This window comes from Streptomyces gilvosporeus (assembly GCF_002082195.1).
In the GTDB taxonomy this organism is placed as follows: Bacteria; Actinomycetota; Actinomycetes; order Streptomycetales; family Streptomycetaceae; genus Streptomyces; species Streptomyces gilvosporeus.
The window spans coordinates 162,998-184,026 of the sequence record NZ_CP020569.1 but is presented as its reverse complement, the minus strand read 5'-3'; the positions used below and the strand labels follow the sequence as shown (position 1 = coordinate 184,026).

The following is a 21,029-nucleotide window of genomic DNA, read 5'->3' as shown; positions in this document are numbered from 1 at the left end:
GCCGCATGGACCGCGATGACGTGGAATCGTGCTGTCGGGCGCCAGGCATGGAACAAGTGTCCCAGACAACGCAAATCGGATGATGAGACCTGAGGGCGGTCGCCTGCGCAGGAGAGGCCATACCACGGGCCCGACGATGCCCGCTTTGCTGTTGTCGCGCCAGGCGCTTCGACTCAGTGATCGACTCCAGTGCTGACACGTCACGGTTCCGGCAATCTTGGCAAGGTTCCAACTAACGTGTCACGGCTCAGCGCCGAAGCCAGCTGTGATGCTCAGCCGAGCCAACAAAGGCGCTCAGGAGCCAACTGGACCGCTCAGTCTCATTCACCCGGGAGGCTCGTGGTGGTAGCCGCCGGCGCAGGCGGGACCCCTTCGTGATGCCGTGGTGGTCAGCGTGCGCGCTTGGGGCGGCGGAGCCTCGGGCTGCCGGGCCAGTGCACCCACCGCAGCGACCCGGCCTCTTCCGACGGCAGCAGGCCCGCGCCGATGAGCGCAGCCCGGCCGGCCTGCTCCGCACCGATGCGGTAGGCGCTCGGCCAGGAGTCCGTCTCGTGGAAGTAGCCGTCCGTGAGCAGTGCCGAGGCCGACACGTCGCCGAGTCCCTGCGCCAGGCCCTCCCGGATCGCCGGGAGGAACTCGACGGGCAGCCGCTGCTCGGGCACGGCGCTGAGCAGTTCCAGGCCGCCTTCGCCGCCCGGAGGTTCGAAGTCCGCGTCGAAGCACGCGAACGGCCCGCAGCCCCCGCGGTTCATCACCACGCACACGCGCACGCCGGGCACAGGAACGGGAAGGCCGACCATGGGGCCACCTCTGCCGGTCGAATGCCGGTGGCCGACCTCCGCGGCTCCCTCGGTTGTGGCGGTTTCGGCGCTGGTCGCTCTTTTCCGGAATGGTGTGCGCGATGCCGCGCTTGCGCAGGTAGGCGCGGAGGCCGCGGGAGCTGTAGGCCTTGTCGGCGATGACCTGGTCGGGCCTGCAGCGGGGGCGGCCGAGGCCGGTGCGTGGAACGCGAATGCGTTCCAGGAGGGGCTGTACGCAGGTGCTGTCGTGGCGTTGGCCGGGTGACAGCATGATGGCGAGCGGGCGGCCGAGGCCCGGCCCGGATCTTGTAGACCATCCCGTTGACGACCTGTCTGTCCGACACGCGCGGCCGCCCAGTCGCGGCCCGTGGCATCAGCGGAGCGAGTAACTCCCACTCTTGGACGGTGAGTTCATGACGGCGTATCCCCCCCCGTGATCCACCACCCCGAGTGATCTTTGAAGACGGACCCTAGGACGCGACATCCCGCGGGTTCGTGCTGGCTTCATCTCCCGTTACCGCAGGTCAGCCCGGCAGGCGGGAGCGATGGATCCGCATAGATCATGATGAACCTTCGGGATTCCTGAAGAACCATCATGATCCCTCCATAGATGCACAGGCCAAGGGCGACGAGGTGTCTGATAAGGCCCCATGCCGAGGAACCGAGGGGCACGGCGAACTCGCGGGATGTTGCACATGGCGGGGGCATGGCCAGGCATCAGGCGAAGCGGACTTCGTGCGAGGCGGCGGAGGCCGTGGCGAACGCGAGCAGCCGGCCGCCCTCCTCGGTGAGCGCGGCGCGGTCCCCGGCACGCAGGGTACCGAAGGGCTCCAGGGCGAGGACGGCGGCACCGCGCGTCTGCTCGACGCGCCACACGCCCGCCACGAACCCGTCCACCAGGAACGTCGGCCTGATCAGCAGCGCGGCCACATCCAGCGCGAGGGGCGTACGAGCACCTCCCGGGCCACGAAGAGCTGCCAGGCGAAGGGCAGCAGGACGGGAGCGTCTTCGGAGAAGAGGTAGTGCACGCCGATCTCGGCCAGGAAGGGCCGGACCAGGGGAAGAATCTCGACGTCCTGGCCCGTGGGCCACTGGTCGACAAATCGAGCGGTCCCGGGCGCGATCTCACCGATCCGGGCCGCAACCGCCTGCGGGCGCAGTCCGTGCATGCGGGCGGCGCGAGCGTGCACACGCTCCTCGGGCATCGGCGGTCCGCCGGCCCGCCAGTGCCAGCCGGTTGCGGCTCCAGGCCGCGAAGCTGCCTCCGGGCAACCGCGGCGGCTCGTTCACTCGGCCCATGGGATCGCCCCTGACTCCTCGTACCAGTCAGGCCGATATCGTTGGCAGCGCCGCCAGGAGCCGGCGGGAGCCCGGGGGCGCCCGCCGACCGTGTGGTCACACCCTGTCGCCGGTGTGCGTGCCCCAGTCGTGGCACCCGTACGCACCGTGGTTGCGGGTGAAGGACAACTTGGCGAGCAGCTTGGCGATCATGAGGCACTCCTCTCGCTTGCCTTCAGCGCCATGTGCCGCATGTGCATTTTTTTCACACATAGCACATATGGCGTATTGTAGGGAAGCCGCACCTGCGGATACAAGGCCCGTGCTTGCGGGCCGCGCCCGTGTGGCCGACGACGGCGCCGATCCGGCGCCGTCCGCCTACAGGCCGGGAAACCGGAAGCCGTTCAGGAACCAGAGCGCCGCCGAGTACCAGGACACGGCGATCACCGTGATGAGCGTGCCACCGGCGAGCGGGAGCGCCCAGCCCGGCCAGCGGCGGTGGCGCACCACGATGACCTTGGCGACGAAGGCCCCGTAGAGAAAACAGCCGGCGAGCGAGTGCAGCGCCTCGCGGGGGCCGGTAAAGCTGACGCCGTAGGCCAGGATGCATTGCTGGGCGATCGGGATGGAGAGCAGGAAGGCCAACAGACCGATCAGACGGTGCGCGGTGCCCACCCGGTGCGGCGCGGCGCGCAGGCCGGGAAGCCGGCCGTACATCCACAGCGCGAGGAACAGCTGGATCAGAGCCAGTCCCAACAGGGCGCTGCCCAGCTGGGACTTGAGCTGTATGACGCCTAGGCCGTGTGTCCCGAAGAACCTGCGCCGGTACTCCGGGGTGTGAACCAGGCCGAACCAGATCAGGGCGGCGGTCACCACCAGGGGCAGCAGCAGCCATAGCAGCCCCAGGAGCTTCCGGGGTTCGGTGCGGAGGGTGAGGCGCGGCACGTGATCAGCTGCCCCCGCCGTCGGCCTCGTCGCCCCGAGGAGCGCCGGCCCGAGCCGACGCGGAGCGCGACCGGCCGGTGATCATGAAGCCGACGAACGCGGTCACGGTGCCGACGGCCTCGGTGATCGCGCTGCCGGTTTTCTGCGGCCACCGGGCCGGCTCGTGCATGTTCGGCAGCGGACCGAGCGCGCCCGCGTTCACGTACCGAAAGAGCAGCACGGCACCCACGGCGGAGGCGGACACCAGGAAGGCGAACGCCCACACCAGCCGACCGATGAGTAGGACCAGCAGCGCGGCCAGGGACGCCACGGCGGCTTCGAGGCGGAACAGCGTTCCCTGGGTGATGTGCTGCCCGGTCGTGTCATAGGCAGAGGCGAGTCCGGCGTGCACGTAGGCGTTCACAGCCAGTGCGGCCGCGGTCACCACTTGGAGCAGCACGCGCGCGACCGTGCGCCGGTCGATGGGGGCGCGGTGCGGGCGGCTGCCCGGTTCGGGAACCATCGCTACCGTCCGGTCGAGGTCGAGGTCGAGGTCGAGGTCGAGGTCGAGGTCGCGTTGGCGGGGGCCGGCGACGACGGACCGTTCCCGCCGGCCTGAAGGCGGGTGTCCGGGCCGAGTTCCTTGTGTTTGTCGACGGTCGGGGCCGGGGCCGGGGCCGAACCGTTGGAGCGCGCAGTGGCGGCGCCCAGCGCGATGAGCGCCAGGAACTTCACTCTGGCGCTGGCGCGGCGCGGAGATCCGAAGCGGTGCACGGCCATGTTGGGCGTGCCTCCTTTCCGCGACGAGACTGGCCCACGTTCCCGGCCGCGCCAACGCCGACACTCTCTGCGGGCGGGCCATCACCCGATCGGCTCGGTTGCGACCAGCGGTGAAAGGCCGCCCCCCGATACCGACTGCCTCGCACCGGCGAAAGCACTGCCGCTCCTTTCGAAGCCGTGCATCACGTTCAGGGATTCAGGCCGTCGCGCTGGAGCGAAGGGCCGCTTCGCTCGCCGAGCGGCTGAACGTGCTGTGGGCGCCGCCACCACGCCTGAGGCCCGAAGATCATTTACGGGGCAGCGCTTAGTGGACTTGTGATCGTGTCAGATAGGGGCGGTGGTGGTCGGTCGGCGTCCGAGCGCGTCGGAAGTTTTGGCCGTGGAGTAGAGGGATGCCGTGAGAGCGAGGGCAAGTGCCAAGCCGGCGGCGAGGATGCCGGCTGAGGGTGCGGCCTGCGGGCTGCCCGCTTTCTGTGCGGGCGGAGCCGGTGAGGAAGGGGACGACGATGAGGACGGCCAGCCCCAGAATGACCTCAGACCAGACGACCTTGGGAAAGTGACGCAACGTTAGATGGAAGAGTGAGGCGGTTTCGCCGGCGCGGCGGGCTTGCGTCATGGGCGGCATCAGCCAGAGCTGGTTGAAGACGCCCGCAGCGACTAACCCAAGGACGAGCAGGATCTTCACCAGTAGGGCGAGGCCGTAGCCGGTGGTCCGCAATTGGTTGATTCCGCCCACGTATTCCCAGCTCATCCAGAGGCCCGAGATGAACACGGCGGCGACGCAGATCATGGCGAGAAGGCTGAAGCGGCGCCACATGTCAGCCCAGAGTGGGCCCGCGTTCGGACTCAAGTGACGGCGGGTACCCGCGAGGAGGCTCAGCAGGAGCAGGCCACCGAGCCACACGGTGCCGCTGATGATGTGGATCTGGGTGAAGATGAGGTCCAGCCAGGCATCAGTCGCCTGCGGGACAGTGGTCGGAACAGCGGCAATCAGGGTCACCGCCAGCGCGAGAGGCAGAGCGGCGAGGGCGATCGGCCCTAGCCGGCGCCGCGCGATCCCTCACGCCGCTACCGTCCCAGAACCCCCAGCACGCATCGCCACTGGCCCTCGCACGCAGACCCCGAGCGGTAGAGGTGCTGCGGGTGCCTCAGGTGAACATGGTGAGTGGGTCGAAGTGCCCTGATGGGATAGCCGAGAGGCTTGGTCTTAGCCGAGGTGCGCCTGGTGTATGTCGCCGTCAGCCGGACCCGGGCCTGGCTGGACCGCGGCAACCCTGGATCGACAACATGTCAGCTGGATCCGCCACAAGGGTCCGCCCGCGAAGGCACGGGCCAGTCGTGAACGTCCCCCAGCCTGGCACGGACGAGATCGAGCAGACGTTGAGCGAGAGCGGGGGAGAGGGCGCCTCGATCGCCCGGGCGGTGGCTGCGAATGTGACGTACTTCTGCTCGCCGGAGAAGCTCCGGATCCTCTTGCTGTGACGGCGTACTGTACGCGACAGGGCATCCTTGGTCATCGTCCTCGAACACGCAGACTTGGACGAGGAACCCTTCCGTGGTGCTGTTCGGGCACAGTGGAGGCGCAGCAACGGAGAAGGCCTCGTCCCTGAGCACTGGATCACGTACGGCTCCGACGAGTGACCTGCCGGGAAGAGTCGCATGGTCAGCACTGCAGAGACTGGGGTCATTGCGTCCGTCTGTCGCTTCGACTCAAGCCATGTCGGGGCTGGCAGGGCCGGCCCGAAGATTGCTGACCCAAGGCAGAAACTGGCTACAAGGCAGGCAAGTTCTGGTATCTCTAGCGCGCTCAATGGGCCAAGATCGTGAGACGAAACGAGGTTGGCCCCGACTGAGACGGCTACAGATCCCCAGGTCGGGACGTCGGATTGGGCCAAGAGAAGCGAGAACCTACAGTTCTCCGGCAGCGAGTACACCGAGGTCGAGGTCGCCGACGGCGGGCACGCCGACAAGCGCACCGGGGGCCCAAGGCCACTGGCCAACTGGACGGGACTCAAGCGCCCTTGAGGGCTCTTGCTAACCGGTACCGACAGCCCGGCCATGAGGGGGCTACGGTCTGTCCGGCGGATCTTGCGGTCTCACAGCGTCGAAAAGGGGCCAGCCGTCCACTTCCACCGGCCCCGTTGCGGGAAACAGCCCACGGGCCAGGGCCTCGTCGAGCAACGCCCTTACGCTGCCAGGCTCGTGGAGATTGAGATACTCCCGGTCCGGCAGGCGCACCACCGCGCCCTCGTCGAAGTAGCCGTCGGAGATGGCTCGGTCGGATGTCGGCTGGAACACCAGACGCAGACAGGCTCGGCTTCCGGGACGCCACAGTGCCACCGTGTTGCTGCACCCGGAGTAGCCCCGCACACGATCATGCCGGTGCCCGAAAGCCCAGCCGTACACCGTGCCGCCCACCACCATGCGACGAACCCTGCGCCTGCTCCCCATGGCGTCACTCTAGAACCACCGCAGCAAGGCCTGCTGCACTCGCGTGCCGACCCTCGCCTTCAGACTGACGGATGCTGCACCTGACAGGCCCTACTGATCGTCCGAATCGGTGGCTGAAGGCGGCACCTCGACAACGAAGAACAGGAAGCAGGGTTTGGCCGAAAGGTCGTGGAAGCCGTCGGGGAAGAGTTCACGGGCGGCCGGGTCGGGCTGCGGCTCGCTGATGGTGGATAGGCGGAAGTCGGCGCTGGTGAAGGCATCGATCATCGCGTGCAACGGCTTGCGCCAGAACTTCATCGGGACGGTCTGCCCGCCGAACGACCAGTCGAAGGTATAGCTGGTGGTCGCGAAGTAGTCGGGCCGAGGTTCCTGGATCGTGTAGGCCACGATCGGGTGGTCCACCGACGCGATCAGCCGGCCGCCGGGCCTGAGCACGCGCCGCAACTCGGCCAGCGTCGGCCCCCAGTCCTCCAGGTAGTGCAGGACCAGCGAAGAGACCACGTCGTCGAACGCGCCGTCGTCGAACGGCAAGTGGTCGCGAAGGTCGACCTGGTGCACGTCCGCGTCGTCGCCGAGCCGTCGCTTGGCCAGTGCCAGCATCCCGGCGCTGGTGTCGATGCCGGTGACGACGGCGCCGCGGTCGCGCAGTGCTGCGGACAGGGGGCCGGAGCCGCAGCCGGCGTCCAGGATCCGGCGGCCGGCCACGTCACCGGCGAGGTCCAGCATCGCGGGCCGTGCGTAGTACGCATTCACGAGGTTGTGCTCGTTCTCCGCCGAGTACGCCTCGGCGAAACTGTCGTAGTCATTCACCCGGGCCAGATCCGCAGACCGGGCGAGGCGCTCGGGCACATCGGTTAAGCGATCCATCGTCGCAGCCTAGTAGTCACAGTCGGGCGACCGTTAGGCGCCGCGGCCCACTCCTGTGTGCCCGACGTGCGATCGCTGTTGGCGGAGAGGCACCGACTTTCCACGGCGCGCACCTGGCAGGCAACCTCGCGATCCCCTGGTCTCTCATCCAATCACTCAGCCGAAAGCTGCCGTTTTTTCGTGCTGGACACCAGTAGTGCGCGCCCTCGGGCCGCTGCTTCAATCAGCTTCGCTCGCAAGCCGCCGAAACGGAGGATCTGGCATGGGTCTGCGCACATGGCAGCGTCCGGCAGCGGGTGTTGTGGGCGATCCCCGACAGCCCGGCGATGCCCTGCTCGGTGGCAGCCCGTGCCGGGGCAACCTCGTGCTTCCGGAGCCCTCGGAGCACGGCAGCAGCAAGCCGATACCTGCTCAGCGGGTCTGATGTGCGGATCCCCGAAACCTGGTCGGCGACTGCGCTGATGCGTTCAACTGGCTGAGCCGACGTCAGGGGTGCGCGCCGGCCCGGGGAGCGCACGGCTCTCCGCGCACTGTGTCGACCGGCGTGTGCACCGTTTCCACCCCCGCCGACCACCATTCGGCCTTCCACCATTCGGCCTTCCACCATTCGGCCTTCCACCAAGCGGGCCTTCCACCAAGCGGCCGTCCACGTCGACCGATGCGACGGCACCACGGGCCGAGGGCTGCGCATCAGAACAGCGCCGCTATGCCCATGTGCACCACAGGGAAACCTCGAAAGGGAGAATTCGATGACAAAGACGTCTCTGCGGCGCTTCACCGCAGGAAGAGCACTCGTCATAGGGGCCCTACTGATCCTGGCGGCGCCAGGGGCCGCGTACGCCAACACCGTGAGCGCCACCGTGCGCACCCCCGGCGCCACTCTCGGACCCGCCACCATCGACTCCTCGATCTCCACCAGTGCCCACTGCACCAGCGGCCTCATCTCCAGCGGTGGGATCGACCAGGCCATCGGCACCGGAGCGGGGGTGAACGGCAATCACGTGCTGGGCACCGAGCCCAGCTCGGACGGTTCCGCCGAATACACCGGCACAACCGGGGTCGTCGGTACCGACGTGGCGTACTGGATCGCGAAGGGCGGAAGCGGCGGACAGGTCAACTCCTCTTTCTCCACCACCCCTTACGCGGTCTGCCTCACCAGCAACCTCATCAACCACACCCAGGTGGTCATGAACAAGGTGAACGCACCCGCCACCGCGTCGACCCCGGGTCTCGTGACGGCGACCTGCCCGACCAACACGGCCCTGCTCGGTGGCGGTGCCCTGGTCACGCCGAGCAATACCGGCAACCTCAAGGCGATCGCCAGCTTCCCCACCTTCAACAACTCCGCACACGACTTCGGAAAGAAGGCCGCCGCGGACGGCGAGACCAACCCCGACTCCTGGAGCGCCGTCGGATGGGACAACAGCACCAACGCCGGCAACGAGACCTATGCCTACGCGATCTGCAGTGGTAGCGGCATCAACGTCAGCGGCGTCACCGTGAAGGTCCGCTACAGCGAGGCAAACGGTCCGAACACCGGGAGCACCGGCCAGAACACCACCGTCGGCTGCGGTGTCGGGGACGGGAAACTGGTGAGCGGGGGCGCGGCCATCAGCGGGGGCAACGTGACCACCACCGACTTCACCGGACCGGGCTCGGCCGGCGATCACCTCAACGGAAGCTTCCCCAGCGACTCCAGCGGCAACCCCGTCGGTGACGGGACCACGACGGCGGTGTCCTGGACGGCGTTCACACACACCGGCGGGATGACGTCGACGGCCAACCACTCCGACGTCTGGGCGCTCTGCGCCAACGACGGCGTCTGACGCACCGGCACCACTGGCCTACGGGCGGCCCGACACCCCGACACCCCGCCCGCAGAACACCCCGCTCCCATGAACGCCGTCCCGCCACGTTCACCGCGGGACACCAGAAAGGCAGAATTCGATGACGAAGAGGCTTTCCCGGAAGTCCGCCCTGACGAAGATACTCATCCCGGGTGCCCTGATCGCCCTGGCAGTGCCGGAGATCGCGTACGCCGACACCGCAGACGTCACCGTGACGACCCCCGGGCCCACCATGGGCCCCGCGACCCCCTTCACCGGAGTCTCGGCCCACGCGGACTGCGGCCAAGGTCTCATTTCCGGCGGCGGGATCGAGCAGAACACCGGCAGCGACCGGGCAGGCAACGGCAACCACGTGATGGGCATCGCGCCCAGCCCCGACGGCGTCACCGAATACACCGGCTCGACCGGGGTCGTCGGCACCGACGTCACGCACTGGCTCGCGTTCGGCGGAAGCGGGAGCAACTCCAGCCCCGAATTCTCCACCACCCCCTACGCGATGTGCCTTTCCAGCAACCGGATCAAGCACACCCAGGTGGTCATGAACAAGATCGCCGGACCTTCCGTCGGACAGACCGCGAAAACCGTCGTGGCAACCTGCCCGACCGGCACGGTCCTGCTCGGCGGCGGCGCCCGGACCACCCCCGCCAGCGTCGGCAGCCTCAAGCCGATCGCCAGCTTCCCGACCTTCAACGACGCCGCACACGACTTCGGCCAGAAGGCCGCGGCCGACGGCGAGACCAACCCCGACTCCTGGACCGCCGTCGGGGGAATCGGCGGCGGACGCGACAGCGACAACACGACATACGCCTACGCGATCTGCAGCGGAGACGATGCCAACGCCCGAAACATCACCACGACAGTCCACTTCCGCGAGCTGAGCGGCCCGACCACGGCAGGCACGAGCCAGACCGCAACCGTCGGTTGCCCCCAACAGGCCGAGGAACGCACCAACGGAAGGGAGCATCAGGTACTGGTCAGCGGGGGCGCCGCCGCCAGCGGAGGCAACGTGACCACTACCGACTTCACCAAGGCAGGCTCGGGCGGAACCCACCTCATCGGAAGCTTCCCCAGCGACGCCGACGGCAACCCGGTCAGCGACGGGACCAGCACGGCCGCGCATTGGACCGCGGACATCCACGTCGGGGGATCACCCTCACCGGACACCTACTCCGACGTCTGGGCGCTGTGCCTGAACCTCGATCGTGGGCAGGGAGAGTGATCACGGCGGCCATACGGTGAGGACAGCCGCCTGTCGACCCCGTGCAGGCCGTCGCGGATACGGCTTCCGGGCTGACGGCCAGGCGGCCCTCACCTGCCCGGCCAGGCAGGAGCATCACCCGCCTGGCCGGGCCCGGGAGGGAAGCCGGCGGACGGCAGCGTTCGTCGGCCCAGCTCCAGAAATGACGGGCTGTTGACCGGCGCCGCAGGTCACAGGTCCATGGGGTCTTGGTAGAAGCGATCCACCCAGCTCTCCAGCCGAGCGCCGAACTCGGCCTCTGCGATGTGCCGGAGCTCATTGGGATCGTCCGGCGGGGTGAGGCCGAAGTTCTCCTTCAGCCATTCGAGATAGTCCCCATGGCGGGGGCTGGGCTTGTCGTCGGGGTCGGGCTCCATGAACTGGGCACTTTCCCAGGAAGGCCACTGCCACCAGTCACATCCGAGTTGCCGAAACAGGTCCCGGATGTTGCCGGCGACGACACATATTCCGCCCTCGTCCCCGAAGACCACCACGGGCGACGCGGCCAGGTCCGCACGGTGGTCGACGCGCCAGAACGCATAGTCCGAACCGGATCTGTTGGCGCGGGCGAAGCACACGAAGCTGTCGATGAACTCTTGCTCGTCCGAATATGTCTCGGCCCCGCTGGGCTTGCCGAACTCGACGAGCTCGAATTCGTTGGCGTAGTACTCGCTTCCACAGCGCTCTTGGAACTCCTTGAGGCTATTGAGTTCCGGGACGGGAGAGTAAGCGTTGCTCACGGGCTGCTCCGAAGTGCGTCGAAAGATCTTGGGGATTCCGGTGAAAGACCTGCCGGTACGCCCGCCCCGGCGTCGAAGCGGCCGCCCGGCACGTTACCGAACGTGCCCCTGCCGCATGCCGTAGGCAGTATCGGCTGCCCTGCTTTGAGCGTGGGTCAAGGGAGAGGAGGCCGGTCCTTGAACGCGTGCAGGTCGGCTACGGCGAGGGTTTGCTCCGCGTCATGCGCCTCGAAGGTGCCCATGCGCTGGAAGCCGAGACGGGCGGCGAGCTTGAGGGAGCGCTCGTTGGCCGTCTGGGTCACCACCAGGATCGGCTGGTCGGGCAGCTCACCGGCGGCGGCACGCAACATGGCCGTGGCGGCCTCGAATGCCAGCCCCGCACCCCAACTTCCGCGCCGGAGCAGGTAGGTGAGCTCCAGCTCCCCGCCTTCCTCGGTGACGTGTCCGGGAAGGTCGGGGGAGCGGCGGTCGAGTACGCGTGTCCCGATGCACCGGTCGGTTTCCTTGTCGGCGATGACGTAGGTACCGGGCTTGCCTGCAAGAGCGCTGGTGCCGTTCGCGTCGAAGTACTGCTCGACGACGCTATGGGATCGAGCCATCAGTTCCGATGCGGCGGTCGGCTCACCCTCGGGGATGCGTGGTGGGGCACTGCCGGTACCGGCGCTACCCCCTGGCGGGGACCGGGGCGGCCACCGGGGCGGCGTTGGCCTCGCGGGTCTCGCGCAGGGTCAGCAGGCCCATGATGACCATCAGCACTGCGGTCAGGCCGTGGATGCCGAACGCGGCGGTGGTGGAGCCGTGGTGGGCGAGCACGTTGGTCATGTCGCCGATCGGGATGAGGGCCTCGACCAGCAGGACCCAGCCCAGGGCGCGGCGCTGACCGGTCAGCAGCAGGACGCCCAGGACCAGGCCGCCCACGATGTCGCGGATGCCTTTCACGATCAGGAAGCCACCGCCGTCGCCGGAGGGCCAGCTCGGCAGGCCGAAGGTCGGCGCGACGGTCTCGGGGGTCACGACGAAGTCCACCCCGAACCAGAAGATGAACAGGACAAGGGCTGTGGTCAGGGCGGTGTTGACGGTCTTGAGTGACATGGTTGTCTCCTTGCGGGGTCGGGTCGCGTTCGGGTTCGTGCCGGGAGGGTCAGGGTCAGGCCGCGCGGACGCGGCGGATGTGGCGGGTGTAGCGGGGGCGGCCGATGACGTGCCAGATGCCGCGTACCGGTGCGGGGAGGGCGGAGAGGAGCGTGGTGCGCTCGGCCGGGTTCGCGTCCTCCAGGACGAGACCGAAGAGTGTGAGCAGGGTGAGCTTGGGCGTGTTGGCCACCAAGTGGTCGCCCAGGGAGGCCCATTCCTGTTCGGTGATGTGGTGGGCCGCGAGCGGGAGAAGGGTGGCCTCCTCGTCGTCGAGGTGTTCGAGCAGGACCGCCCGGTGATCGGCGAGGGCCGCCACGAGGGTGTCGCGCTCGTTGGCTCCGGCGGTGGTCTCCCACGCCGGGACCGCGGTGTCCAGCCTGCTCAGCGTGGCTGCGACGCGCTCGTGCTGGGCCTCCATGCGCAGGACGATGTCCGCCTCCAGATCGACCCGGGACAGGAGCGGCGGCCACAGGAGCTCGTCCTCGCCCTCGTGATGGTTCTTCAGTCCCAGCCGGTAGTCGCGGAAGTGGTCGGCGATCGCCTTGGCGCGAGCGGTGTCGCCCGGGGCGACGGCCGCGACGAGCTCCGTCAGCAGCCGCGACTCGCGGCGGAAGGCGCGGTGGACGATCTCCATGTCCTGGGTGTTGACGCTCATCTGTTGCTGCCCTTCATCTGTTGGTGCCCTTGCTCTGTTCGACGTGCTCAAGACTGACTGCCGGGGTTTGGAAGGCACTTGGAGCCGACTTGGAACGCCTGTGGTCGCGGAGGGGCGGACGCGCGTACGATGTGCCAAGTCATGGTCTTGATCCGGGTGTTGGGCTCGTTCGCGGCCGAGGTCGGCGGCGCGCCCGTTCCCCTCGGCGGACCGCGGCAGCGCGGCGTGCTGGCTCTGCTGGTGGCGGCGCGCGGGCAGGTCGTGCCGGTCGACCGGATGGTCGAGGATCTCTGGCGCGGCGAACCGCCGTCGCGCGCCCTGGCGTCGTTGCAGGCATACGTGTCGAACCTGCGCCGCCTGCTGGAACCCGGCCGTCCGCCGCGGACCCCGGCCCGCCTGCTGGTGAGCGCGTCGCCCGGCTACGCACTGCGGCTGCCGCCGGGGGCGGTCGACGCATGGCGCTTCCAGGAACTGATCGACGAGGCCCGTACGCCCGCCGATCCCCGTGACGCCCGCGCCCGGCTGGAGGAGGCGCTGGCGCTGTGGCGCGGACCCGCGTTCGCCGAGGTCGCCGACGAGCCGTGGGCCGCCCCCGAGACCGCCCGGCTGAACGAACTGCGCCTGGTCGCCCGCGAACTGCACATCGCGGCGGGACTGCGGCTCGGCGACCCCGCGGCGGTGGTACCCGAAGCGGAGGGCCTCACCCGCGACGCTCCCCTGCGCGAGGAGGGCTGGCGACTGCACGCCCTCGCGCTGTGGAGCAGCGGCCGCCAGGCCGACGCCCTGGCCGCGCTCCGCCGCGCCCGCGCCACCTTCGCCGACGAACTGGGTCTCGACCCCGGTCCCGACCTGGTGGCCCTGGAAGAGGCGATCCTCACCCAGCGCACGGACGTCCTGCGCGCGGCCGTCCCGCGGCCCTCCGCAGACCCGCCCCGGCCCCGGGCAACCGCGCCGCCGCCTTCGCACAACGGGCCCGGCGCGACACCGTTCGTGGGGCGGGAGGGCGAGCTTGCGGCGCTGGTGGCGGCCGCCGGGGAGGCCGCCGCCGACGGGGCGCGCGTCGCGCTCGTCACCGGGGAGGCGGGGCTCGGCAAATCGACGCTGCTGGAGCACCTCGGCGCGCGACTCGGACACGACGGGTGGCTCGTGGCCGCCGGGCGCTGTCCCGAGGCGGACGGCGCGCCGCCCGCATGGGCCTGGGTCGAGGCGCTGCGGAAGGTGGCCGTGAGCGTTCCTCCGGGGGCGTTCGCGGACGACCTGGCGCCGCTGCTCTCCGACTCCGCGCCGGTGGACGGTGACGCGGCGGCCGGGCGATTCCGACTGCGGCAGGCCGTGTGGAGTTGGCTCGCGGCGGCCGCCGCCGACCGGCCGGTCGCCGTCGTCCTGGACGACCTCCACTGGGCGGACGCCGCCACGCTGGAACTGCTCGGCGGCGGCGTCGGCGCGCGGGCCCCGATCCTGGTCGTCGCGGCGTACCGCGCGGACGAGAGCGAGCGCCTCACCGACACGCTCGCCTCCCTCGCCCGCACCGCGCCCCTCCGGCTGGACCTGCCCGGACTGAAAGGCGACGCCGTCGCGGAGCTCGTACGCGCCGAATGCGAGGCCGACGACGCGACCGTGGCCGGGATCGCCGAGCGGACCGGCGGCAACCCGTTCTATGTGCGGGAGAGCGCGCGGCTGCTGACCGGCGAGGGCGCGCTGGTCGCGCTCTCCGAGGTCCCCGAGGGCGTACGGGACGTGCTGCGGCGCCGGCTGGCACGGCTCCCCGAGAGCGGCGTGTCCGTCCTGCGGCTGGCGGCGGTGGCCGGCCGGGAAAGTGCGGTGGACGTGCTCGTGCAGGCCGCCGACTGCGACGAGGACGGTGTGCTGGACGCGCTGGACGCGGGCGTCATCGCCGGGTTGCTCGACGAGCCCGGGCCCGGGCGCGTCCGGTTCGTTCACGCGCTGGTCAGGGACACGCTGGTCGCCGACGTCACCCGATTGCGGGCCACCAGGATGCACGCCCGGATCGCCGCCGCCCTGGAGGACACCGGCGACGTCGCGGCGCTCGCCCATCACTACGCGCGAGCCGGATCATCGAAGGCCGTCGGCTATTGCGTACGGGCCGCCGAGCTGGCCGAGGCGCGCTACGCCCACGACGTGGCGGCCGCGCTCCTGGCCGACGCCGTCGCCAACTCCGGCGATCCGGACGAGCGCGTCGGCCTGCTCGGCAAACTGCTGCGCGCGCAGATCAGGGCCGGGGCGGTCGCTGCGGCCAGGGACACGCGTGAGCGGGCCGTGGAATACGCCGAGTCGATCGGCCGCGACGACCTGATGATCGCCGCGTTCACCGCCTGGACCGAGCCCACCCCCTGGCAGGCCCGCACGTACGGCACGGTCGACCGTCCCCTCGTCGACCGCCTCAGCCGCCTGCTCAAGCGGACCGGCCTCGCCCCCGACGTGCGATCCCGCCTCCTCACCGCGTACGCCAACGAGCTGGTGGGCGAGGACGATCCGACGGTCATGGCAGCGGCGCGGGAAGCACTCGACCTCGCCACCGATCCCCGCCTGCGGGCCGCGGCGCTCCTGGTCCTGGCCGGCGGCCCCGGGCGGGACGAGGACGCCCGCGAGCTGGTGGAGATCGGCGTCGAGCACGACCTGCCCGTCTACCGCGTGACCGGGCTGCTCAACCAGGCTGCGAACGCCGTCGCGGCCAACGACCCGGCGACCATGCGCCGCGTGACCAGGGAGGCGCTCGACCTCGCCCGCGCCTACCGGATGCCGGAGGCGATCGGCGCAGCCGAGATCGCGCTGGCGAGCCTGGTGCTCATCGAGGGCCGCTTCGCCGACGCCGAGCGCCACTACGCCGAGGCCACCGCACACATGGAACGCGCCGGATCGGTGCACGCCGGCTTCCTCCCCCTCGCGCTGGCGGCGATCTGGCTGAACGACGGCACACTCGGCGACCACCTGGACGACATCCGCGCTCTCCACGAGGCGCTCGGCCCGATGGTCACCGACCTTCTCGCGCTCGCCCTCCACGCCGCCGGCCGCAGCGACGAGGCACGCCAGGCCCGCATGTCACCAAGCCCGATCCGGCCCGACTTCTTCTTCACCTTCCTGACGAGCCTGCGCGCGATGGCGATCGTCGCGCTGAACGACCGCGACGCCGCCGAGGAGATCTACGCGGACCTGCTTCCCCACCGCGACGGTCCCCCGGCCGGTGCGGAGAGCCTGTCGCTGGCCCTGTGCCCGGTCGCCCACACGCTCGGCGAACTCGCCCTCCTCCTCGGCCGGAACGACGAGGCTGCCGCCCACTTCGCCCGCGCCGCCGCCATCGCCGGCCAGTGGAACGCCCCCCACTGGTCCGCCGATGCCCGCACACATGCCGCGCTTGCTCTCAGCGTCCGCGTTTCGCCGCCGCAGGAGCGCTGACCCGAAGCCGTCGTCCGCGATCTTCCTGCCGCCGTGCCGACCCGAACCGGCGGCGAACGCGATCACGTATGTCTCTCGAAGCGCGGTCCACGCGTTCGGGGCGCTCCTGTCCTCGTCCGGGTGGCCCACACCGAGCAGCTGATGCTTCCCGGCCCCGAGATCTTCATCGGGGCGAAGCAAGAATGGCGGTCTTGTCGTCACGCGTGGCCAGGGTGCGCCACTGGTTGAGCTCGTTGATACACCGCTTCGACTGGGGTTTCGCAGCAGGCGGCCGCGGTCGAAGCTCGTCGGTGTCAGTGGTTGCCGGCGGGTGGGTCGGCGAAGACGCCCTGCTGCATGCCGGTGGCTTGTCCTACTTCGATGAGGTAGCCGTCGGGGTCTCGCAGATAGCAGCGTAGTTCGGCTTTGCGGTCGAGGGGCGGGGTGAGGAATTCGGCTCCCTTGGCGCTCCACTGTCGGTGGCATTCCTCGATGTCGGCGACGCGGATGTTGAGGAAGCTGCTGACCGTGTTCGGGTCCGTGGGCGGGCGCAGGGTGACGTCCGGCTTGTCGGGGGTCGGCCCACCGCCGGGATTCATGATGATCCATCCGTTGGCGAGCTTGACGATGCAGGGGTTCTCGGCGAGGACCACTTCACCGCCCAGAACGTCGGTGTAGAAGGCGCGGGCTCGGGCGACGTCGGCCACCGTCAGGAAGTGGGTGAGGAGCAGTCCGGTCTCTGGGTAGGGAAAATCATCACGGCTCATGCGCAGCCTCCAGGCAAACGGGATGTTGGTGCACATAGTGGTGCATGGGTGCCTGTGGTGGCCCGGGTGGACACGCGTGCCAGGGGAGGTGGTCGCGGTCGGCCGCCATGGGTGGCCACCGGCCTGGTCGGTGCCGAGGGCGACGAGTCGGCGATGCCGGTCGAAGACTTCATCGCCCCGACCATCGAGGCACCGGCCACCGACAGCGAGGAGATCGTCGTCGAGCAGGCCCGGATCTCCCCACGGAACGCTGTCGGGCCCCGGCCCAGGTGCCGCTCCACCGCGCGATGTATTCGGGCGTGTCCACCGTCGGTCGTCGCGAGGTGGGAACCGGCCCGCCCGTACGCTGTCGGCCGGTGCACGTGGACGGCGGTCGGGAGTGAGCGTGGACGGTGCGGCGAGTGGCGAGGGCGGTCAGGGGCATCCGAGGCGTCCGGGCGGCCTGACTCTGCGGCTGCGGCACGAGCAGGACGTGCTCGCACGGATGCGCGGGACCGAGGACCGGATCGCGGACGCGATCACCGCCTTCGCCGGCACCATGCTGTTCGTCTACCTCCACGCGGCGTGGTTCACGGTCTGGATCGTCTGCAACGAAGGCGTGTTCGGTCAGCAGGCCGTCTGGGATCCCTTCCCCTTCGGGCTGCTCACGATGATCGTCAGCCTGGAAGCGATCTTCCTGTCCACCTTCGTGATGCTGAGCCAGAACCGCCAGGCCGCTCGCGAGAACGTCCGCGCCGACCTCGACTTCGAGACCAATGTGCGCTCCGAGGTGTGGTCGATCCACATGGGCCGCGCCCTGGGTGTCGACCCGGCGGAGGTCGAGCGCAAGGTACAGGAAGCCCTCGCGGAGAACCGCTCCCGGATGACCGGGTCCGGCCAGGCCTCCCGGTAGCCGGTCCTCGTCGTACGTTTTTTCGATCTGGTCGCATTCGTAAAGGAGCGTTGCGCAGGGCGGGCGTCCGCGCGCGGCAGGGCTCCGGTACAGCCGACCTCGCTCTCGCGCCTCCACGCGCCGGGGGCAGGTGTTGTGGACGGGGTTGAGAAATGACCGTTGACCGCTACGCGGCCTAGGTGTATTGACCTGGAGCGTTGTTAACGCGGGTGATGGGTGGGTGCCGTTGAGTGCGGTGTGGCAGCGGTGGTGGTTGTAGGTGTGGGAAGCCTGCCAGGGCTTCGGTGCGTGCGGTGTTGCTGGTGTAGGGCCGTAGGTATGCCCATTCGTCGAGCAGGGTGCGGTTGAAGCGTTCGACCTTGCCATTGGTTTGTGGCCGGTAGGGCCGAATGCGCTTGTGGGCGATGCCGGCCTTGGTAAGGGCTTGGGTGAACAGTTTGGACTTGTAGCAGGCACCGTCGTCGGTCAGAACCCGCTCGACGGTGATGTCGTGAGAGGCGAAGAAGGCTTGGGCTCGTTGCCAGAAGGCGATCGCGGTGTGTCGGGCCCACCAGCACGCCGCCGGGGCGAGGGAAAGGGGGGGGAGCTGCAGAAGGAACCGCCCGGCGGCGTCACCGTTGAGCCGGACGACCATGGACTCGGGCGCTCGCGCGGCGGCCTGACCACGAAGCTGCACTTGGCTGTCGAGCAGGGCCAAAGGCCCATGTCTATCGTGATCACGGCCGGGCAGCGCGGCGATTCCCTGCAGTTCGAGCCTGTCCTTAGTCGCAGTAGCGATCCAGGACGTACTGCAGGTGTCTCGCCCATGTGCTGTGCGTCACCTTGTCGGGCGCGATCAGGGTGAAGTCCCACGGGACGCCGTCGACGGTCCGGATGTACAGCGTGCACTTCAGGGAGTCTTCGTCCAGAGCGTGGCCGATGCTCGCGATCTCGCTCCACTCGAAGTCCATGCTCACGTCGGTGCGGCCGGCGCGGCGGATATCGACGCCGAAATCTCCGATGAACAGGGCACGTTCGGTGTCCTGGGCTTGAAAGTACTCCGCTTCCTCGCCGGTGAACTCCTCGGCCGGGTCGGGGTCGGCCGTCGGCATCACGAGGGTGGCAGGTGGCGCTACGACGGTGGGCGGGTGCGAGGCGTCTACGACCCCGGTGAAGGCGTCGAGTAGTTGCTCCGTCGTGGGCCGGTGGGCCGGGTCCTTCTCGAGGCAGGCTCCGACGATCCCGCGTATGCCCTCCGGGACTGGTGAGAGGTCCGCCTCCGCATGCACCGAGCGGTACATCAGCATCATCGGTGTGCCCTCGCCGAAGGCGCTGCCGCCCGCCGCCGCTACAAGGACGGCACCGAGGGCGAACACATCGGCGGCGCCCGTCACATCCCGGCCCTCCGCCTGCTCGGGCGCGAGATACCCCGGGGTACCGAAGGCATGGCCCGTCATCGTCAGCCGAGTGGATTCGACGGCCCGGGCGATGCCGAAGTCCAGGACCCGCGGACCGTCCGGGGCCATGATGATATTGCCCGGCTTCAGGTCGCGGTGCACGATCTCGCACCCATGCACCGCCTGCAGCGCCTCCGCCAGCGCCGCGCCGAGTTGCCTCAACTCCTCCTCAGCCATGGGCCCTTCGGCGGTGATCAAGTGGGCGAGCGTCGGGCCCGGCACATACACCGTGGCCAGCCAGGGCGGATCTCCCTCCGGATCGGCGTCCACCACCTGCGCCGTGTGGATGCCGCCGACCGCGCGCGCCGCGTCCACCTCAACCCGGAACCTGGCCCGGAAGGCCGCGTCCGCGGCCAGCTCAGCTCTGGGTACCTTCACCGCCAGCAGACGCCCGCCGCGCGACCGGGCCAGATACACGGTGCCCATCCCGCCCGCACCAAGTTCCCGCACCACGGCGTACGACCCGATCCGTTCCAACTGATCCTCCCCCTGCTCGCCCTTCGCGTCTTTCCTCGGCCTGGAGCTCGAATGCGATCCGGGAGGCGGACGACTTCTCGGCACGGCGGAGTGCCTCGATCCTGGCGACGACGTCAGAGCTCGTTGCCGTTGGCTGGCGCCGAGGTGTGGAGGAGTGGTCCAGCAGCCCGAGTTCACCGTGCTGACGGTAGTGGTTGACCCCTTTCGACGCGCAGGCACGGGAGATCCCCCTCTCGGCCGCCACGTGGGCGATCGGACGGTGCTGGCAACGCTGCACGAGCCGAAGTCGTCCCTCGGGGGACAGCGGAGCATTGCGGTGAAGCACAGGCGTTCCTAGCGCCAGGGATCGAGGGCCAGCTTGCCCCGGGTCTGGCCCGCTTCGAGTTGCTGGAGCACTGCCGGTCCTTCGGCCAGGGGATGCACGCGGGGGGTGCCGGGCGGGTAGACGCCGTGGGCGATGAGAGCCTCGATCTCGACGAGCAACGACTGGTAGAGGGACGGGGCCGCGACCGCCAGCGCACCGATGTGCAGACCCTTGATCTGAACCTGGTGGGTGAAGACCAGGTCGTGCGTGGTCACAGTGGCGTCACCGGAAGCGGCTCCGAACACGACGATGCGTCCGGTAAAGGGCTTGGTAACCGACAGGCTGGCCTCGAACGTGGCCTGGCCCACCGATTCCAGGACCAGATCGACACCGCCGGTCAGGCGGGTGATCTCCTCAGCCAGATCGGGGCGTCGGCTGTCCAGCACCTCGTCGGCACCGAGGGCTTTGACGGTGTCGTGCTTCTCCGGCGAGGTCGTCGCGATCACCCGCGCACCGTAGTGGCGGGCGAGGCGAACGGCAGCCTGCCCCACGCCGCCGGCCGCGGCATGAACGAGCACCACCTCACCCGTCTTGATCTCGCCCAACGGCTTCAGTGCCGCCAACGCGGTGGCCCAGTTCAGCACCAGACCGAGAGCCTGGGCATCGTTCCAGCCGGAAGGCACGGGAAGTACCCCCGCGGCCGGCATCGTCATGTACTGCGCGAAGGCGCCCGGGCCGGCTCCGACGACATGGGTGCCGAGCGGCAGCGGCTTCTCGACGTCCGCGCCGACCCCCACGATCTCACCGGCCGCCTCAAAGCCCGCCACGTAGGGTGCCTGCGGGCCTCCTCCGTAGGTGCCATGGGCCTGCATGACATCGGCGAAGTTGACTCCGGCGGCGCCGACGCGGATCAGGTACTCGCCGGGCCCCGGGGCAGGGCGGCGGTGATCCGTCGCAAGAGTCAGGTCCTTCGGCCCACGGTGCGACCGCTGGACCAGTGCTCGAACGGTCTGCTCGGCGGCGTTCTGCTGCTCGTTGATCTCCATG

General features: G+C 69.4%; 21 protein-coding genes and 4 pseudogenes. 6 read left to right on the top strand and 19 right to left on the bottom strand.

Features of this window, described 5'->3' with window-relative positions; translation table 11 throughout:
• Window positions 1-389: 389 nt before the first annotated feature.
• From B1H19_RS39475 to B1H19_RS00955, 8 genes and pseudogenes are all read right to left on the bottom strand, one after another.
• Window positions 390-800, bottom strand: coding sequence for a hypothetical protein (locus B1H19_RS39475; protein ID WP_237289962.1), 411 nt, complete (start codon window positions 798-800; stop codon window positions 390-392).
• 22 nt (window positions 801-822) lie between these two features.
• Window positions 823-1,158, bottom strand: a pseudogene (locus tag B1H19_RS40265) (transposase); the annotation flags it as partial.
• 359 nt (window positions 1,159-1,517) lie between these two features.
• Window positions 1,518-1,730 (bottom strand): DNA glycosylase AlkZ-like family protein, encoded by a 213-nt coding sequence (locus B1H19_RS00975; protein WP_237288994.1) that lies wholly within the window; start codon window positions 1,728-1,730, stop codon window positions 1,518-1,520.
• Window positions 1,715-2,005, bottom strand: a complete 291-nt coding sequence (locus tag B1H19_RS39130) for a hypothetical protein (protein WP_237288991.1) — start codon at window positions 2,003-2,005, stop codon at window positions 1,715-1,717. Before B1H19_RS39130 ends, B1H19_RS00975 begins: the two co-directional genes overlap by 16 nt.
• Window positions 2,006-2,456: 451 nt before the next feature.
• A complete protein-coding gene (locus B1H19_RS00970) occupies window positions 2,457-3,023 on the bottom strand; it encodes a DUF6529 family protein (RefSeq protein ID WP_203237063.1) in 567 nt (188 codons plus the stop codon).
• 4 nt (window positions 3,024-3,027) lie between these two features.
• Window positions 3,028-3,525: a hypothetical protein gene (locus B1H19_RS00965; RefSeq protein ID WP_107425827.1), complete on the bottom strand. Its 498-nt coding sequence runs from the start codon at window positions 3,523-3,525 to the stop codon at window positions 3,028-3,030.
• 2 nt (window positions 3,526-3,527) lie between these two features.
• Window positions 3,528-3,782: a hypothetical protein gene (locus B1H19_RS00960; protein WP_083102383.1), complete on the bottom strand. Its 255-nt coding sequence runs from the start codon at window positions 3,780-3,782 to the stop codon at window positions 3,528-3,530.
• 304 nt (window positions 3,783-4,086) lie between these two features.
• Complete coding sequence (locus B1H19_RS00955) at window positions 4,087-4,782, bottom strand: copper resistance D family protein (protein ID WP_083102382.1); 696 nt, start codon at window positions 4,780-4,782, stop codon at window positions 4,087-4,089.
• A gap of 338 nt (window positions 4,783-5,120) precedes the next feature.
• Here B1H19_RS00955 and B1H19_RS38430 point away from each other — a divergent pair, with 338 nt between their 5' ends.
• On the top strand, window positions 5,121-5,264 hold the full coding sequence (locus tag B1H19_RS38430) for a hypothetical protein (protein WP_159027913.1): 144 nt from the start codon (window positions 5,121-5,123) through the stop codon (window positions 5,262-5,264).
• Window positions 5,265-5,849: 585 nt separating this feature from the next.
• On the opposite strand, the gene B1H19_RS00950 is transcribed toward B1H19_RS38430, so the two are convergent.
• Both B1H19_RS00950 and B1H19_RS00945 read right to left on the bottom strand, forming a co-directional pair.
• The gene (locus tag B1H19_RS00950) at window positions 5,850-6,206 is read right to left on the bottom strand and encodes a hypothetical protein (protein WP_237288989.1); all 357 of its coding nucleotides are present in this window, start codon (window positions 6,204-6,206) and stop codon (window positions 5,850-5,852) included.
• Window positions 6,207-6,323: 117 nt separating this feature from the next.
• Window positions 6,324-7,100 carry a class I SAM-dependent methyltransferase gene (locus tag B1H19_RS00945; protein ID WP_083102380.1) on the bottom strand — a complete coding sequence of 259 codons (777 nt, stop codon included), beginning with the start codon at window positions 7,098-7,100 and terminating at the stop codon, window positions 6,324-6,326.
• Between the two features lie 749 nt (window positions 7,101-7,849).
• Here B1H19_RS00945 and B1H19_RS40425 point away from each other — a divergent pair.
• Complete coding sequence (locus B1H19_RS40425; RefSeq protein WP_083102379.1) at window positions 7,850-8,926, top strand: hypothetical protein; 1,077 nt, start codon at window positions 7,850-7,852, stop codon at window positions 8,924-8,926.
• A gap of 121 nt (window positions 8,927-9,047) precedes the next feature.
• Window positions 9,048-10,166, top strand: a complete 1,119-nt coding sequence (locus tag B1H19_RS00935) for a hypothetical protein (RefSeq protein ID WP_083102378.1) — start codon at window positions 9,048-9,050, stop codon at window positions 10,164-10,166.
• 209 nt (window positions 10,167-10,375) lie between these two features.
• Here B1H19_RS00935 and B1H19_RS00930 read toward each other — a convergent pair whose 3' ends face one another.
• The 4 genes from B1H19_RS00930 to B1H19_RS00915 all read right to left on the bottom strand — a co-directional run bounded on the left by B1H19_RS00930 (window position 10,376) and on the right by B1H19_RS00915 (window position 12,713).
• The gene (locus tag B1H19_RS00930; RefSeq protein ID WP_083102377.1) at window positions 10,376-10,924 is read right to left on the bottom strand and encodes a hypothetical protein; all 549 of its coding nucleotides are present in this window, start codon (window positions 10,922-10,924) and stop codon (window positions 10,376-10,378) included.
• A gap of 155 nt (window positions 10,925-11,079) precedes the next feature.
• Window positions 11,080-11,523, bottom strand: a complete 444-nt coding sequence (locus B1H19_RS00925) for a GNAT family N-acetyltransferase (protein WP_083102376.1) — start codon at window positions 11,521-11,523, stop codon at window positions 11,080-11,082.
• A 64-nt stretch (window positions 11,524-11,587) separates the two neighbouring features.
• Window positions 11,588-12,016, bottom strand: a complete 429-nt coding sequence (locus tag B1H19_RS00920) for a DUF4267 domain-containing protein (RefSeq protein WP_083102375.1) — start codon at window positions 12,014-12,016, stop codon at window positions 11,588-11,590.
• A gap of 55 nt (window positions 12,017-12,071) precedes the next feature.
• Window positions 12,072-12,713, bottom strand: a complete 642-nt coding sequence (locus tag B1H19_RS00915) for a hemerythrin domain-containing protein (protein ID WP_083102374.1) — start codon at window positions 12,711-12,713, stop codon at window positions 12,072-12,074.
• Between the two features lie 141 nt (window positions 12,714-12,854).
• Between B1H19_RS00915 and B1H19_RS00910 the strand changes: the two genes are divergently transcribed.
• Window positions 12,855-16,127: an AfsR/SARP family transcriptional regulator gene (locus B1H19_RS00910; protein WP_083102373.1), complete on the top strand. Its 3,273-nt coding sequence runs from the start codon at window positions 12,855-12,857 to the stop codon at window positions 16,125-16,127.
• Between the two features lie 293 nt (window positions 16,128-16,420).
• Here B1H19_RS00910 and B1H19_RS00905 read toward each other — a convergent pair whose 3' ends face one another.
• Window positions 16,421-16,873 (bottom strand): VOC family protein, encoded by a 453-nt coding sequence (locus tag B1H19_RS00905; RefSeq protein WP_083102372.1) that lies wholly within the window; start codon window positions 16,871-16,873, stop codon window positions 16,421-16,423.
• A gap of 385 nt (window positions 16,874-17,258) precedes the next feature.
• On the opposite strand from B1H19_RS00905, the gene B1H19_RS00900 reads away from it, so the two are divergent.
• Window positions 17,259-17,765, top strand: a complete 507-nt coding sequence (locus B1H19_RS00900) for a DUF1003 domain-containing protein (RefSeq protein WP_237288988.1) — start codon at window positions 17,259-17,261, stop codon at window positions 17,763-17,765.
• A 175-nt stretch (window positions 17,766-17,940) separates the two neighbouring features.
• Here B1H19_RS00900 and B1H19_RS00895 read toward each other — a convergent pair.
• Window positions 17,941-18,309, bottom strand: a pseudogene (locus tag B1H19_RS00895) (integrase core domain-containing protein); the annotation flags it as partial.
• A gap of 93 nt (window positions 18,310-18,402) precedes the next feature.
• Here B1H19_RS00895 and B1H19_RS39460 point away from each other — a divergent pair.
• Window positions 18,403-18,534: pseudogene (locus B1H19_RS39460) on the top strand (IS5 family transposase); the annotation flags it as partial.
• On the opposite strand, the gene B1H19_RS00885 reads toward B1H19_RS39460, so the two are convergent.
• The 3 genes and pseudogenes from B1H19_RS00885 to B1H19_RS00875 all read right to left on the bottom strand — a co-directional run bounded on the left by B1H19_RS00885 (window position 18,527) and on the right by B1H19_RS00875 (window position 21,028).
• On the bottom strand, window positions 18,527-19,678 hold the full coding sequence (locus B1H19_RS00885) for a serine/threonine-protein kinase (protein ID WP_418361419.1): 1,152 nt from the start codon (window positions 19,676-19,678) through the stop codon (window positions 18,527-18,529). The pseudogene B1H19_RS39460 and the gene B1H19_RS00885 overlap by 8 nt on opposite strands.
• A gap of 34 nt (window positions 19,679-19,712) precedes the next feature.
• Window positions 19,713-20,003, bottom strand: a pseudogene (locus tag B1H19_RS00880) (leucine zipper domain-containing protein); the annotation flags it as partial.
• Window positions 20,004-20,011: 8 nt separating this feature from the next.
• Window positions 20,012-21,028 (bottom strand): NADPH:quinone oxidoreductase family protein, encoded by a 1,017-nt coding sequence (locus B1H19_RS00875; protein ID WP_083102371.1) that lies wholly within the window; start codon window positions 21,026-21,028, stop codon window positions 20,012-20,014.
• Between the last annotated feature and the right edge of the window lies 1 nt (window position 21,029).

Coding starts and splice junctions, on each gene's coding strand:
- B1H19_RS39130 (WP_237288991.1), bottom strand. CDS start 2,005: ATGCCCGAGGAGCGTGTGCACGCTCGCGCCGCCCGCATGCACGGACTG.
- B1H19_RS00950 (WP_237288989.1), bottom strand. CDS start 6,206: ATGGTGGTGGGCGGCACGGTGTACGGCTGGGCTTTCGGGCACCGGCAT.
- B1H19_RS00945 (WP_083102380.1), bottom strand. CDS start 7,100: ATGGATCGCTTAACCGATGTGCCCGAGCGCCTCGCCCGGTCTGCGGAT.
- B1H19_RS00920 (WP_083102375.1), bottom strand. CDS start 12,016: ATGTCACTCAAGACCGTCAACACCGCCCTGACCACAGCCCTTGTCCTG.
- B1H19_RS00935 (WP_083102378.1), top strand. CDS start 9,048: ATGACGAAGAGGCTTTCCCGGAAGTCCGCCCTGACGAAGATACTCATC.
- B1H19_RS00925 (WP_083102376.1), bottom strand. CDS start 11,523: ATGGCTCGATCCCATAGCGTCGTCGAGCAGTACTTCGACGCGAACGGC.
- B1H19_RS00915 (WP_083102374.1), bottom strand. CDS start 12,713: ATGAGCGTCAACACCCAGGACATGGAGATCGTCCACCGCGCCTTCCGC.
- B1H19_RS00910 (WP_083102373.1), top strand. CDS start 12,855: ATGGTCTTGATCCGGGTGTTGGGCTCGTTCGCGGCCGAGGTCGGCGGC.
- B1H19_RS40425 (WP_083102379.1), top strand. CDS start 7,850: ATGACAAAGACGTCTCTGCGGCGCTTCACCGCAGGAAGAGCACTCGTC.
- B1H19_RS00965 (WP_107425827.1), bottom strand. CDS start 3,525: ATGGTTCCCGAACCGGGCAGCCGCCCGCACCGCGCCCCCATCGACCGG.
- B1H19_RS00960 (WP_083102383.1), bottom strand. CDS start 3,782: ATGGCCGTGCACCGCTTCGGATCTCCGCGCCGCGCCAGCGCCAGAGTG.
- B1H19_RS00875 (WP_083102371.1), bottom strand. CDS start 21,028: ATGGAGATCAACGAGCAGCAGAACGCCGCCGAGCAGACCGTTCGAGCA.
- B1H19_RS00905 (WP_083102372.1), bottom strand. CDS start 16,873: ATGAGCCGTGATGATTTTCCCTACCCAGAGACCGGACTGCTCCTCACC.
- B1H19_RS39475 (WP_237289962.1), bottom strand. CDS start 800: ATGGTCGGCCTTCCCGTTCCTGTGCCCGGCGTGCGCGTGTGCGTGGTG.